Here is a 13057-nt window from a genome sequence, read left to right on the forward strand (position 1 = left end):
CTCTCCACGATAGAAACGACCACTGACACTCAACAGGGTGCGTGCAGGATCGAACTCCGATAGCAGGCCCCGGAGTTCATCGGGACCGGCTACCAGAAAGAGACTGGATCACCAGTCGCGGAAGGCGGTCAGCGCCGCCACCTTTCCCAGAGCCACCCCATCGCCGTGACTGTCACGAGGCCCAGCACCTGCTGGGCCTCGTTGCCGATACCGGTGGTGTAACCCGCCGCATAACCGACGGCGACGGCCGCGACGAACAGCTCGAACCTGGGCGGTCGCTCGCTTCCGGCCACAGGGACACGCATACTGGACATGGTTCTTCTCCTCGTTCAGATGGGTTGGGCCATCCGCCGGACCCCGGAGATCTGTGGAAGGTGACACGGGATCCGGCGGAAGCTTTTGGGCTAGCTGTCGTCGCCGTGTTCCTCGGCCGCCGGCAGCTCCTCTTCGTACAGCTCAGAGCTCACCAACTCGCCTAGCTTCGCGGCGATCTCATGGCGCTGCTGCTCGGACAGGCTGCGGAAAGCACGCCATGCAAGTTCGGCAGGGGAGCTGGGTCGACGCCCCATGGCAATCCACGCCAGGACGAGTGACTTCTCCGCCTGAGAGAGGTCCTTCAGGCGCTCCCAGACCGCCTCCGGGTCCGGAGCCCGCCGAATTTCAACGTCACGCAGGACGCGCACGTCGCGAACCGGCTCCAGCGATGTCGCGCGGAGAGGGGCCAGCGCATAAGACTCGCGCGAAGCACGGGCGCGGATGCCCGGCTGCCAAATAGGGTCGCCAGCCTGCACGAACCGGGCCTCATGAGCGCTCAGGCCCGGATCGTCACGATTGGTCGCGATAACCCAGCCGTAGCGCCTCAGCTCCCGCACCCGGCGGGCGATGTCCGCGACGTCCGGGAACGCCTCGCTGAGCTGCGCCTGGGTGTAGACGTTCCCTTCACCGACTTCCGTGGCGAGCCACAGGGCTGTCCGCACCTTGGAAGACATCTTCTTGTCGGTCCAGTCCGGCAGCTGAGATCGCGTCACGTGCTCCACCTCCTTCGCCTGCCACATGCCAAGTAAAACATATTCGGCGCACTTCGGCGCCGTTTTGCGGCGCAGTTCGGCGCAAGATCGAGGAAGAACCTAGTAGGGCCCCGACCTGTCCGGTCGGGGCCCTACTAGGTCCATCATGCGCGTCAGCTACCACTCGTCAGTGTCGCCGTACTTTCCTGGGTTCTGAGCACGGTCCACAGCCTGTGCACACGCCTCGGCGAAGGCCGCCTCCACGGCGTCCTGATCCGTGCCTCGCACCTGGGCCTCGACCTCCTGGCCCGTGCCGGGGCGGCGGGCCGTGCGCCAGGCCGAGGCGCGGTCGGTGTAGCGGTCGGTCTCGAACTCCCAAGCCGGCACCGACCACTGCTCCGGGCCCCCGGTCGCTGCGCGTTCGCCGCCAGGAAGGAACAGGGCTCGGGCGTGGAAGACCACGGCCCGCTCCGGCACGCGGTCGCGGATCGCGCTCGCGCCACCAGGGCCCTGCTGTTCCCAGCGCCAGCGGTCCCATTCCTCGACCTCGGCTGCGTGGTCGGGCCAGTCCTCGCTCCACCGTGCGACGACCCCGTCGGCGTGCTCGCGGTGCAGGAAGGGAACTCGCCGCTCGCCGAGGTGTGCGACGTGGATCACCATCTCGGCCGGGACGGGACTCTGGCCTGCCTTCAGCGCAGCACTTCCCGCAGTCTCGTCCGTGCCCCACAGGAGGCCGCCGACCTTGGCGGCGGTGTCCTTGAGGACGCGGCTGGTCAGGTGCTGGTAGCGGCGGCGCATCCGGGCGGACTTGCCAGGCTCCCAGCCCATGATGGCGTCGACGACCGCGTCCGAGATGCCGAGGATGAGCAGGACGGTCGCCGCAGTGTGGCGAGCGTCGTGGAGGCGGGCGTCACGGACGCCGGCGGCCTTCAGGAGCTCCTTCCACTTGTGGTAGTCCGTGTTCGGGTTCAAGGGCTCGCCGGTGGGCGAGGTGAACACGTACCCCTTCTCCGTCCACAGGTCGCGGGCCCGGGCTCGCTCGCGGGCCTGGTCCTCCTTGTGCTGGCGCAGGAGCTGGATGAGCTCGTCGGGGACGCCGATGGGGCGCTGGCCGGCGCGAGACTTGGCGTTCTTCGTCTCGCGGCGGGTGTTGATCTTCTGGGGGCAGAAGCCGGGCTTGCGGCCGCAGCGGTCGCCGCAGCCGTGCTTGTAGCGGGGCCGCAGCCGGCCACGCCGTACGCGGATGACGCCGAGCTCGAAGTCGACGTCGTCCCACTGCATGCCGAGGACCTCGCCCTGACGCAGGCCGAGGGCCAGCGCGATGACCCAGCGGGCGGCGTTCCGGTGCTTGCCCGCTTCGGCGAGGAGGCGCTGGACCTCCTCGACCGTGTACGGCTCGACCTCTTCCTCTTCGACCTTGGGGGCCTTGGCGATGGAGGCCGGGTTCGCGGCAAGGTGCTGGCGGCGCACGGCCTCGTTCAGGGCCGCGCGGACCGTGCGGTGCGCTTGGTGGGCGGTGCCGGCGGCGCTGCCGTTGTCCTGCATCTTCTTGTAGAAGCGCTCCAGGTGCTCGGGATCGAGCTTCTCCAGGCGGTGGGCGCCGAGGCCGGGGATGAGGTGGTGGTAGACGGCGACGCGGTAGCCGTCGATCGTGTTCTCCGAGACGTGTGCGGCGGCGATGTTCTCGACCCAGTGGGTGAGCCACGTCTTTACGGTCCAGGACTGGCCGACCTTACGGACGGCGCCTTTGTCGCGCTGGCGCTCCAGGTCGCGGACGACCTTGGTGACCTCGGGGCGGGTCTTGCGGCTGACGTGGCGCCGGTCCGGGGCGCCGTTGTCCTTGACGCCGACGGTGACGTAGCCGTGCCAACGCCCGTCTTTGCCCTGGAAGATCGAGGAGGCGCCGTTGGGCTGGCGGGACTTGGCGGTACGGGAGTCGGTCACGCGGCAGTCCCGAAGTCCGACGCGCCGAGCTGGCGGGTCAGGAATTCATTCACCGCCTCGGCTGGGATGCGCCGGAGACTGCCGATCTTGACTGAGGCGATCTCGCCGGTGGAGACGTACTCATACAGCTTGGTGCGGCCGATGCCCAGGCGTCGGGCGGCCTCCTCGACCGTGAGCGCGACGAGCGTGGTGTCACCGGCGGGTCGGCGGTTGGCCACGAGGGTGCGCAGGGCGTCCTCGGGGACGTCCAGGAGGCGGGCTATCTGGGCAAGCGGAAGACCATTTTCGGGCAAGGGGAAGTCCTTCTCTGGCCGAGCGTGGGACGGCGAATCCCGTTGCTGGCCACGATCGTTCAGGGATGGGCGGTGTGCGGTGGGACGTACGCGGCGAGGGGCAGCCCCCTGCTGTTCGTAGCAGCGGGGGACGGCGGGCCGGTCAGTCCTTCGGGGTGATGTCCTTGACGTGTTCGCCGAGGTAGCTGATCAGCTTCGACGGCGGGAAGTGGCGATGGAACTCGCCGTTGGAGGCGACTGCGAGCTCGTGCGTCAGGAATCCCTTGACCAGGTCTTCCTGGTTGGGGTTGGCGTCGGTGTACTCCTGCAGCTGCCCCTGGATCCGGCGCATCTCCTTGCGGGCCGCGAGGTGCTGCTTGTAGTGGCCCACGTACTCGGCGATGAGCCTGCGGACGTGAGCGTTGGCGATCTGACCGGGCGGGCTGGTCAGCTCGTCCATGTCTAGGTCGAAGACCTTGCAGAAGCCGATGGCCTCGTCGAGGTTGACACGGCGTCTTGGCTTGCCGCTTTCGATGCGCCAGATGGCGGCCTGGTTGACGGGGTGGCCGGCCTCGGCCATCCGCTCGGACAGCGTGACCGTGCTCCACCCGCGCGCTTCGCGTTCGAGCTTGATCCGCTGGGCGACGTAGTCCTCGGGCAAGGGCCGGTCCGGGCCGGCGCGCGCCGCCCCTTCCTCGCTGCTCATCTCTCCACCTCCTCGGTCAGGCCCAGGGGACACCCGGGGCGATGATCCAAGGAAACACCATTGCGGAGCCGAACGCAACCATTGCGTTGCCGAAAACGTCAGGTAGTGTGGGTCGTCCGCCCCCGCACGGGGGTGAACGCAAAAAGCCCCCGGTGCTACGAACACCGGGGGCCAAGCTCGAACCCTCGTAACCGCCCATCCCTGAACGATCGACCTGCGTGACCTGGGATTCGCCGTCCCATACGGCTCGCAAGTGAGGAGCTCAGTGCCCAGTATGGACGAATCCCGTCCTGCCGCGCCACACCACGACGACCACAGCCGCCCGCGCCCTTTCGACGACTTCACCGCCGTGCCGCCGCACGACGCGGACGCCGAAGCCGCCGTGCTGGGCGCGTGCATGCACGACTCTGCAGTGGTCGACGCCGTACGGAACCTGCTCGACGGGCCGGACTTCTACCGGCCGGCGCACGAGACCGTCTGGCGGACGGTCCTCGCCCTGCGCGGCGAGGACAAACCCACCGACCCGATCATGCTCTGCGACCGACTGCGCGAGCAGGACGACCTGGAGCGAGTCGGCGGCGCCGCCTACGTGCACCGGCTCGCTTCCGCCACGCCCTCGGTCAGCGGCGCCACCCACTACGCGGGGATCGTGCGCCGGATGTCCGACCTGCGGCGCCTGCGCGCCTCGGGCTTGCGCACGGTGCAGCGGGCCATGGAGCCCGGAGCGGACCCCGACGTCATCCGGAGCGAGGTCGAGACCGAGGTCCGGGCTGAACGCGAGCGTGCCCTGGCCTCGGGGCAGGGACGACTCTCGCGGTTCATCACCGACGGGTGGTCGTTCGTCAAAGAGAGCGGCGCGGACACCGAGCCCCTGTGGGGCACCCGCGAGAAGACCGTCTGGGCCTCCGGCGAGAGCCTGATGATCGTCGGCGCTCCGGGCGTCGGCAAGACGACCCTGGCTCATCAGGTGATCTTCGCCCGCATCGGCCTGCAGGAGACCGTCCTGGAGATGCCCGTCGCCCCCAGCAGGCGCGTGCTCTACCTGGCGATGGACCGGCCCAAGCAGATCGCCAAGGCCATGGCCCGCCGCGTCTTCCCCACCGACGAGAAGATCCTGCGCGAGCGGCTCGTGGTCTGGGAAGGTCCGCTGCCCGCCACACTCGACAAGGAGCCCGACCTCCTCGCCGACCTCGCCGCCGCCCACCAGGCCGACACCATCGTGATCGACAGCCTCAAGGACGCGGTCAGCACGATGGTGGACGACAGCCTCGCCGTCGCCTTCCACAACGCCCGCATGCGCGCCATTCGCAACGGCGTGGAGATCATGGAGCTGCACCACCAGCGCAAGGCCACCGCCGACGCGCCGCGCGGCCAGCGCCCCAGCCTCGACCAGGTCTATGGCTCCACCTGGTACACCTCCGGCGCGGGCAGCGTCCTGTTCGTGAGCGGCCGGGCAGGCGACCCCGCGGTCACCCTGCACCACCTCAAGACCTCGACCGGCGAGGTCGGCCCCCTGGACGTCACGCACGACCACGTGCGCGGCACCACCACCGTCGACCCCACCAAGGACCCCGCCGCCCTGCTGCGCAACGCCCCCAACGGGCTGACCGCACGCGACCTGGCGATCATCCTCATCGGCGGCGGTGACCCCGAACGAGCCGACATCGAGAAGGCGCGACGCCACCTCAGCCGCCTCGTCGACAGCGGCCTGGCAACCAAGGCCGACGGTATCGCCGGAGGGGCCGGAGGCGGCCAGCAGGCCCGCTACTACCCCTCCGCCCGCCACCTCACCGCCGTCGGCTGAGCTCCTCACCGACACCCGAAAGCGTTCACGCGGCCGTACACGCAACCCTCGCGCCCGCAGACCGCCGCGAACCGCTCACAGCGCACACGCTCACCGCAAAACCGCAGGTAGAGCGATCACGCGACCGTCCACGCCGTACACGCACCCAAGCGATCACGCGCGGGGCCCCCTTTAGAAGGGGGCCCGCGTGTACGCCCCCTCCGTGAACGCCGTGATCGCCTCCTCACTCTCCCCGGAGTAGCCCCGTACATGCCCCCTGCCATAACCGACATGCTCGCCACCGCTTCGCTCCCGTTCACCGATGATCTGCTGGTGTCCGTGGCTGTTTTGGCCGTCGCCGCCGGCGCACTGCTCGGGGGCCTGAAGGCCGGACGAAGCCAACACCGCACCCGCGATCGAAAGCGGCGTCCCTCGGCCGCCGTTGTCACGGCTACCGTGGCGGCGCTCGTGTGCACCGCCTACAGCGCGGACACCAGCTGGCGGTTCGCCGCCCACTACCTCGACATGCGCAACACGACCGAGCGCACCGCGATGTTCGCCGCCGCCGAGCTCGCCCTGTTCTCGATGGCCCTGATGGCCCGCCAGAACCTGCACGGGCCGAGGCAGGCGGCCGGCCTGCCCGGAGTCCTGGTCTGGGTGATCACCGCCATGCAGACCATCCCCGCCTACGCCGAGGCCGGCCCCGTCGGCGGCACCGTGCGTGCCTTCACCGGCCCGGTGATGGCGGCAGTGCTCTGGCACCTGGCCATGGGCATCGAGTTGCGCCAGCGGACCCCCGACGCCGCATCCCGCGGGCTCGCCGCCGTCCTCACGCGGCAGGCCCGCGAGCGGCTGCTCGCCCGCCTGGGAATCGTCGAGCAGGACCAGGGCGCCGCCCAGATCATCCGCGACCGGGCCACACACCGAGCCGTCGCTCTGGCCGCCCGCCTCGCCGAGATGACACCTGAGCAGCGGGCCGGACGGGTGGGGCGGCGCACCGTTCGCCGCCTGTCCAAGGCCCTCGCCCGCTCAGGCATCGACGCCGACCCGCGCCGCAACGAGCAGCTGCTGCGCCAGCTCGCCACCCGCCGCCAGGCAGCCGCCCTGGCCACCATCGACCTGCCCGGGCGCTGGACTCCGCCCGACGGGCAGCCCGCCAGCCCGCCCGCAGGACAGCCCGACCACTCCCGGGCGGAAGGCGACGGGCGGGCAGATGACCGCGCCCGTCCGCACCCATCAGACCCGGGCGACGAGGGACCCCACCCGGGCGCCCGCCCGAATCCCACCGCCCGCTCCGGCCCGGAATCGACGGCCCGCCCGCAAGAGGCGGCTCCGCCGCCCACGGGCAGCGGCTCGCGAACCCCGCCGGGCAAGCGCGCTACTCCAAGGCCGAAGCGGCCGGGCCGCAAGCCCCGAGCCACGGACGAAATCCTTCGCGACTACGCCCACCGTCTCCACGACGAGCACGGCCGCCTGTCCCGCGACTACCTGGAAGAGGTCGTACGCGGCGACGGATACACCGTCGCCAGCGACGACGCCGGCGTCATCGTCCGCGAGGTCAAGGCCGAACTGAATGCATCCCGCCACGGCTGACGGCCACCTCGCCCAGCCACTCACTTCACAACCCGACACGGAGACCCATGCACGACCCGCACCACGAAATCGCCACGTCCCAGCAGCAGCCGCCCACAACCCCAGACCACAGCGGAGCAAGTTGTCCCGGGAGCAATGCTCCCGGAGTTCCCGCCCCGGGGGTGGCGGGAGAGTCCCGGCGCCAGGGGGCACCGGGCCGGCAGGCAGCGGCCGAGGGCGGACCGCAGCCTGGAGGGGGACGGCAGGCCGAGTCCCTTTCACGGCGGCGTCAGCGTGCCCGTCAGCCGAAGCCTCGCAAGCGCCTGCGTCAGCCCAGCTGCCGCATGAACGACGCCGAGTTCAAGCGCTTCACCGACGCAGCCGCCCAGTGCCAGATGAGCAACGCCGCCTTCCTCGCCTACGCCGTGGACAAAGCGGCCCGCGACCTGACCCGCACCGCCGCCGAGATCGCCACCGAACGCGAAGTCCTCGACGAGATCTTCGCCGCCCGCCGGCATCTGGGCCGCATCCACGGCCTCTTCAACCAGATCGCCAAGGCCCTCAACTCCGGCGCCGACGCACCCCATCTCGACGCCACCGCTCAGGCCGTCCTGGGCGCGGCCCGTCGTATGGAGGACGCCGCCGACGCCCTGCTCGCCCACCGCGAGGGCGGTGCCCCGGCGTGATCCCCCGCATCCACAAGCGGGGCAGCGAGACGATCGGCCTGATCCGCTACCTCTACGGCCCCGGCACCCACGAAGAACACATCGATCCGCACCTGGTAGCCGCCTTCGACCCGCTCACCCCCGACCCCGGCCGCGACCCCAGCGCCACCTACAAGCAGCTGGAGCGCCTGCTCGACCAGCCCGTCAACGCCCTGCCCTCCGGCCGACGCCCCAAGAAGCACGTGTGGCACCTGTCCGTACGCGCCAGCCCGGAGGATCCAGTCCTGTCCGACGACGACTGGGCGGCCATCGCCCGTCGCATGGTCGCCGCCACCGGCATCGCCCCCGACGGCGACGATGCCGCCTGCCGGTGGGCGGCCGTCCGGCACGCCGACGATCACATCCACATCATTGCCACCCTGGTCCGCGACGACGGCCGACGGCCCCGTCTGCACAACGAAGCCCGCCGCGCCCAGGCAGAGGCCCGCCTCATCGAAGCGGACTACGGCCTGCGCCGGATCACGCCTGGGGACGGCACCGCCGCCAAGCGGCCCACCAGCGCCGAGCGCCATAAGGCCGAACGCCGCGGTCGGCAGCGCACCCCGCGCGAGGAGCTGCGGGAGGCGGTCCGCCGCTCGGTGGCCGGCGCGGCGAGCGAGGAGGAGTTCTTCGACCGCCTCGCTGCGGCCGGCCTGCTTATCCGGCGACGTGTCGCGCCGTCGGGCGACATCCTCGGCTACACCGTCGCCCTCCCCGGCGACCGCAACGCCAAGGGCGAGCCCGTCTTCTACTCCGGCTCCAAGCTCGCCCCGGACCTCTCCCTGCCCCGCATCCGCAAACGCTGGACCCAGAACCCGAGCGACCCCACCCAGCAGCCGGTCCTGCCGTCAGTGACCGGGCCCGCGTCCGCACGCCGACGAGCCACCGCCGCCGCCTGGCAGGCCCTGCTCGTCATCGACCACGGCGACGACGGCGTCATCGCCGCGCAGATCGCCGCCACCGGAGAAGTCCTCGACGCCCTCGCCCAGACCTCCGCCGCCCACACCCGCCGCGAACTCCAGGCCGCCGCCACCGCGTTCGAACGCGCCTCCCGCTCCCACGTCCGCGCCGCACGCGGCCACGACCACGCCCTGCGCCAAGCCGCCCATGACCTCGTCCACGGTGGCCCGGCCCTCGGCCGAGGCGAGGACGGCGCCACCGCCGCGATGGCCATCGACATGGTGATCTTCCTGATCACCGCCGCCGCGCACTGGCACGCCAAGAAGCAGCACGCCCAGCAGGCCGAGGCCGCCCACCGAGCCGCCGAACACCTGCGCGCCGCCTACCAGGCCGCCGCCGAGTACCCCATGGCCATGCTCAACCACCGGGGCCGGCGCCTGGCTCCAGCCTGGCAACGCCACCACTCCGCCGCCGTACGCCAAGCCTTGCCCGAGCTGGCCGACCGGATCCTCGCCGAACCCGGTTGGCCGGCCCTCGCAGCCACCCTCGCCGAGGTCCAGGCAGCCGGTCACAGTCCCGCCACCTTGCTCGCCCAGGCTGCCGCACGACGGGAGCTTGGCACGGCGGAACGCGTGAGCGATGTGCTCGTGTGGCGACTACGGCGGATGGCCGACCTCCCCGCTGACCCCGACCACTCCCAGGGCCTGCGCACCCGGGGCAAGTACGCGGTCACCTCGCCGAATCAGGCAGCGCAAACCGGTGCCAGGCTCGCAAATAGTTCGCCGCGGCGACGCTGACCGAAAATCCGAGCCGCGGAACATAGCAGAGAATTCCCGGTTAGGTAAACCGGGAATTCTCCGCAACATAGAAAACGCCGGCACCCAGCCCACCCCCTCAAGGAGAATCCGTATGCCCCAGCCCGAAATCCGCCCCCACGTCATGGCCCTGCTGTTCGACACGAACTTCAACCGACCCCCGGGCACCCGCACCTTCCGCCACCTCGACGGACGCCCTTTCACCGACGAGGAACAGGCCCTCGCAGATGACGCCACCCTCGAAGAGTTCCAGGCCGCCGGCGTCCACGTCCACAACCCCGAGGCTGAAGCCGAGGCCCAAGCAGCCGCACACGAAATGGCCGAGCTTCTGTTCAAGTACGTCATCCCGAACCGTGAAGTCCTCATCCCCTTCATGACGCACGAGGACATGCTCAAGTACGGCCGGCTGGAGACCGTCGTCGCTGCGGGCGCCCGCCGCCTCCGCCCTCGCAAGGACTGAGCACAAGGGCACGGCACCACTGCGAGCACCGGCGGCCGGCGGTCAGGAGGGTTCCCTCCGCCTCTGGCCGCACGCACTGTTTGGTCGACCAGCCACAACGCGGCCCCCTTCCTCGACCAGGTCATGTCGGCGAAGGCCGCTCGCTAGAGGTGAGGCACCGTCCTTTGGCCGTGTGCGACACGCGGCTGATCACTCGCCCCGCCCCTGGGCGGCCAACCCCAATCCACCCGCGAGCCGGCTGCATCAAAACAACCCTGGAATCGATCAGTAACTGTCTGCGCCCCGCCCTCCGATATCAAACCGCTACCGTTCGGAGCATGCGTAGCGTCGAGTACAAGAGCCGTGGCGTGCCGCTTGAGGAATACGAGCTCACCCGTCGGGATCACCGCTGGCAGAAGGACCTGGAAAACATCCACCGAGTCGCCCACGAGCAAGTTGCCGAGCACTTGGCCGAGGTGCACGCGGACCCGGAGCTGACAGCCGCCCACCACGAGCAGCTGCGCAAGGTGTGGAAGCTCATCGAGTCCGCCAAGGCTGCACCCCACGAAATCATGCGCTGGCGAGTTCGGCTCTACTGCGGGCACATTGTCACGACCTCGCGTCATGCGGAGAACGCCGAGCCGACCCTCCATGGGTCTTCTTCGATGACATGTCCCGAGTGTGGCAAAAGCCCTTCCGCGATCGTGGCCTTTGAGCCGATCGGCCTCGCTGGCGAGCCTCCTCGGGCCAGGACCACGACACCGCCAGCGCAGCGGAAGCCCAGCCGAGGGGAGCTGGAACGACGGATCGCCCAATTGGAAGAGGAGAACCGGCGCCTTCGAACTGAACAGCCGACCTAAGACGGTCACGGACTGCGGCCTGTGCGACGATCCCTGCAAGTTGTCCCTGCCCGGAGCGATCAGCACACCGACCAGCCCTGCCCGTTTACGGCTCGACCTACCGGCTTCAGCCGTTTCGACGCTTGGGTCGATAGCGAGCGATGCACACACCTGCTATGCCGCCAAGGTCGAGCAGGCCGCCTTCCCCTCTCCCTCGATGACGCGAGCGATCTCCGGCCACGGAGCGCGCAAGGCACCGAAGAGCGACCAGTAGTCGTAGACGGCTCGAACCACGGCGCTCACGCCGAGGCGGGCGGCTTCGGGATCGATGGCACCTATGACGCGCCGCGTGATTCCGCCAGCACCCCGGGCCGCAGGGGCAATTCCGTGGCCGAGCAGGAGTGTGGCGGTACGGATGGCATCCAGCGTGCGTGGTGTCGCCATCTGCGCGAAGCGCCCAAAGATCAGGGGGTGCCAGCTCGACCTGGTACGCGCCCAGGCCAGGCGTTCCAGCCCAGTGCCGAGGTCAACGGCCATCCGGTCAGGGTGATCCGTGTTCCAGAGTAGGACGACGTCGCCGAGGGTGAGGTCCAGGTGACGGAAGCGCAGCGTGATGCCTTCGACCTGTCGTCGGCGCCACCGCGTGAGCGATCCGTAGATGCTCAGGTGCCGTGCGTGGAAGCCGAGTTGGGAGAGGACGGTCAGCCAGCCGTCGAGGATGGCACCGTACTCGTCCAGGCTCCCTATGGGCTGGACTCGGGAGACGTTGACGAAGGAGGTCAGGAAGCCGTCCATCAACTGACCTTCCGTGTCCCGGTGGCCGGTGAAACGGACGACCGGCTGTGGAATGAATCCGCTCCTATACGTACGGGGTTGGCCGTCCTTGAGGAGGGGATCCAGGGCCTGGATGGCGGAGATCGTCAGTTCGGTCTCCCTCCCCCAGCGGAGCGGGAGGCCAGCATCACGTGGGGCGCCGTCCCGCTCGAATCCGGCTTCCAGGGAGTCGAGGATCTCCCTCCACGTGGGCGACCTGCGTGGCGGCTGGTAGGGGCTTCCCCGATGCGGGTGAAGAATCTCGATGTGGGGGCCTTCGGCGGTGAACTCCCAGTGGGGGCCTAACGCGGCGCTCAGTACGCCCGGTATCCGCTGGGCCAGCTCGTCTCCGACGGAGCCGGTCGCGCGGGTCAGCACGGCCGGGTCGCCATCGCCTGGAAGTGGCGCACCGGGTCGAAGCGCTGCATCCCCACGGCCTGGACGCGGCGGTGGTCGAGGCTCTCTGCCTTCTCGATGGCGACGGCGAGCCTCTGCGCGGCGGTCTCGTCGTCCTCCTCCGGGTCGACGACCGCGACGGCACCTGTCTCGTCGCACAGGGCTGCCTGAGCGCAGGTTCCTTCCCGCCAGGTCAGGGCGGCCATGGGGGTGCCGGCGCGGAGGGATTCTCCGAAGACGGCGGCGCCGGCTTCCACGTAGGGCCGGGCGTACGTGTAGACGAAGACGGACGCCTCGGCGATGGCGGCGGTCTTGGCGGGGCCACCGAGTTCTCCGACCCACTTCACGTGGTCGGCGGTGAGGAGGCGCTCGTGGCGGCGGACGTACGTCTCGTCGAAGACGGGGCCGACGATCTGGATGCGTCGGCCGAGGATCTGCGCGGCGCGGGCGGCGATGTGGGGCGCCTTGTCCTCGTCGATCCGGCCGAGCCAGACGAGATCGGTGCCGGCGACAGCCGGCGGCTCCTCCTCGTCGAGGCCGAGGTGGACGGCGAGCTCGGGGATCGGTTGGTGCTCCGCGTACCGCTCCGTCATCTCGGGCGAGTAGCAGTAGAGCCGCGACCGCCGACCGTCGAAGGCGGTGGGGCTGTGCTGGAAGACCGGCGAGTGCTGGAAGGTGGCCACGTCGCAGTCCAGCTCGCTCCAGGTACGCGTCCAGGCGGGAAGCGACGGGTACTCGTGGCCGACGACCAGGAGGTCGTACCCGCTGTCGCGCAGCTCGCGCTCGGCGAGCGCTCCGGGCGTGAGGTCCTCCAGGCGGACCGGCTTGCGGACCCAGTCGTGTTCCAGGTCCGTGAGCCAGCCCGGT

The 13057-nt window shown here is 70.0% G+C and carries 13 protein-coding genes and 1 pseudogene; 7 read left to right on the forward strand and 7 right to left on the reverse strand.

The window, feature by feature from the left end; all coding sequences use genetic code 11:
• Positions 1-128 precede the first annotated feature (128 nt).
• From ACFYNX_RS18910 to ACFYNX_RS18930, 5 genes are all read right to left on the reverse strand, one after another.
• A complete protein-coding gene (locus tag ACFYNX_RS18910) occupies positions 129-305 on the reverse strand; it encodes a hypothetical protein (RefSeq protein WP_388662668.1) in 177 nt (58 codons plus the stop codon).
• A gap of 99 nt (positions 306-404) precedes the next feature.
• The gene (locus ACFYNX_RS18915) at positions 405-1055 is read right to left on the reverse strand and encodes a hypothetical protein (protein WP_388662670.1); all 651 of its coding nucleotides are present in this window, start codon (positions 1053-1055) and stop codon (positions 405-407) included.
• Positions 1056-1184: 129 nt separating this feature from the next.
• Entirely contained in the window at positions 1185-2951 is a 1767-nt protein-coding gene (locus ACFYNX_RS18920; RefSeq protein WP_388662671.1) for a tyrosine-type recombinase/integrase, read from the reverse strand.
• Entirely contained in the window at positions 2948-3244 is a 297-nt protein-coding gene (locus tag ACFYNX_RS18925) for a helix-turn-helix domain-containing protein (RefSeq protein ID WP_388662673.1), read from the reverse strand. Before ACFYNX_RS18925 ends, ACFYNX_RS18920 begins: the two co-directional genes overlap by 4 nt.
• A gap of 142 nt (positions 3245-3386) precedes the next feature.
• Positions 3387-3929, reverse strand: coding sequence for a helix-turn-helix domain-containing protein (locus tag ACFYNX_RS18930; RefSeq protein WP_388662675.1), 543 nt, complete (start codon positions 3927-3929; stop codon positions 3387-3389).
• Positions 3930-4203: 274 nt separating this feature from the next.
• Between ACFYNX_RS18930 and ACFYNX_RS18935 the strand changes: the two genes are divergently transcribed.
• The 6 genes from ACFYNX_RS18935 (at position 4204) to ACFYNX_RS18960 (ending at position 11002) form a co-directional block, all read left to right on the forward strand.
• On the forward strand, positions 4204-5733 hold the full coding sequence (locus ACFYNX_RS18935; protein WP_388662676.1) for a DnaB-like helicase N-terminal domain-containing protein: 1530 nt from the start codon (positions 4204-4206) through the stop codon (positions 5731-5733).
• Positions 5734-5982: 249 nt separating this feature from the next.
• Positions 5983-7305: a hypothetical protein gene (locus ACFYNX_RS18940; protein ID WP_388662678.1), complete on the forward strand. Its 1323-nt coding sequence runs from the start codon at positions 5983-5985 to the stop codon at positions 7303-7305.
• 323 nt (positions 7306-7628) lie between these two features.
• Positions 7629-7970, forward strand: a complete 342-nt coding sequence (locus tag ACFYNX_RS18945; protein ID WP_388662680.1) for a plasmid mobilization relaxosome protein MobC — start codon at positions 7629-7631, stop codon at positions 7968-7970.
• A complete protein-coding gene (locus ACFYNX_RS18950) occupies positions 7967-9685 on the forward strand; it encodes a mobilization protein (protein WP_388662682.1) in 1719 nt (572 codons plus the stop codon). Before ACFYNX_RS18945 ends, ACFYNX_RS18950 begins: the two co-directional genes overlap by 4 nt.
• Positions 9686-9797: 112 nt before the next feature.
• A complete protein-coding gene (locus ACFYNX_RS18955; protein ID WP_388662684.1) occupies positions 9798-10163 on the forward strand; it encodes a hypothetical protein in 366 nt (121 codons plus the stop codon).
• 317 nt (positions 10164-10480) lie between these two features.
• Positions 10481-11002: a hypothetical protein gene (locus ACFYNX_RS18960; protein WP_388662686.1), complete on the forward strand. Its 522-nt coding sequence runs from the start codon at positions 10481-10483 to the stop codon at positions 11000-11002.
• A 153-nt stretch (positions 11003-11155) separates the two neighbouring features.
• On the opposite strand, the gene ACFYNX_RS18965 is transcribed toward ACFYNX_RS18960, so the two are convergent.
• Together ACFYNX_RS18965 and ACFYNX_RS18970 are read right to left on the reverse strand one after the other, a co-directional pair.
• Entirely contained in the window at positions 11156-12172 is a 1017-nt protein-coding gene (locus ACFYNX_RS18965) for a hypothetical protein (protein ID WP_388662688.1), read from the reverse strand.
• Positions 12166-12537, reverse strand: coding sequence for a hypothetical protein (locus ACFYNX_RS18970; RefSeq protein WP_388662690.1), 372 nt, complete (start codon positions 12535-12537; stop codon positions 12166-12168). The genes ACFYNX_RS18965 and ACFYNX_RS18970 overlap by 7 nt, the downstream gene beginning before the upstream one ends.
• Here ACFYNX_RS18970 and ACFYNX_RS18975 point away from each other — a divergent pair.
• Positions 12538-12875, forward strand: a pseudogene (locus ACFYNX_RS18975) (hypothetical protein); the annotation flags it as partial. It lies immediately after the preceding gene.
• Positions 12876-13057: the final 182 nt, after the last annotated feature.

Origin of the sequence: Streptomyces sp. NPDC007872, from assembly GCF_042868165.1 — a bacterium.
Lineage (GTDB): Bacteria > Actinomycetota > Actinomycetes > Streptomycetales > Streptomycetaceae > Streptomyces.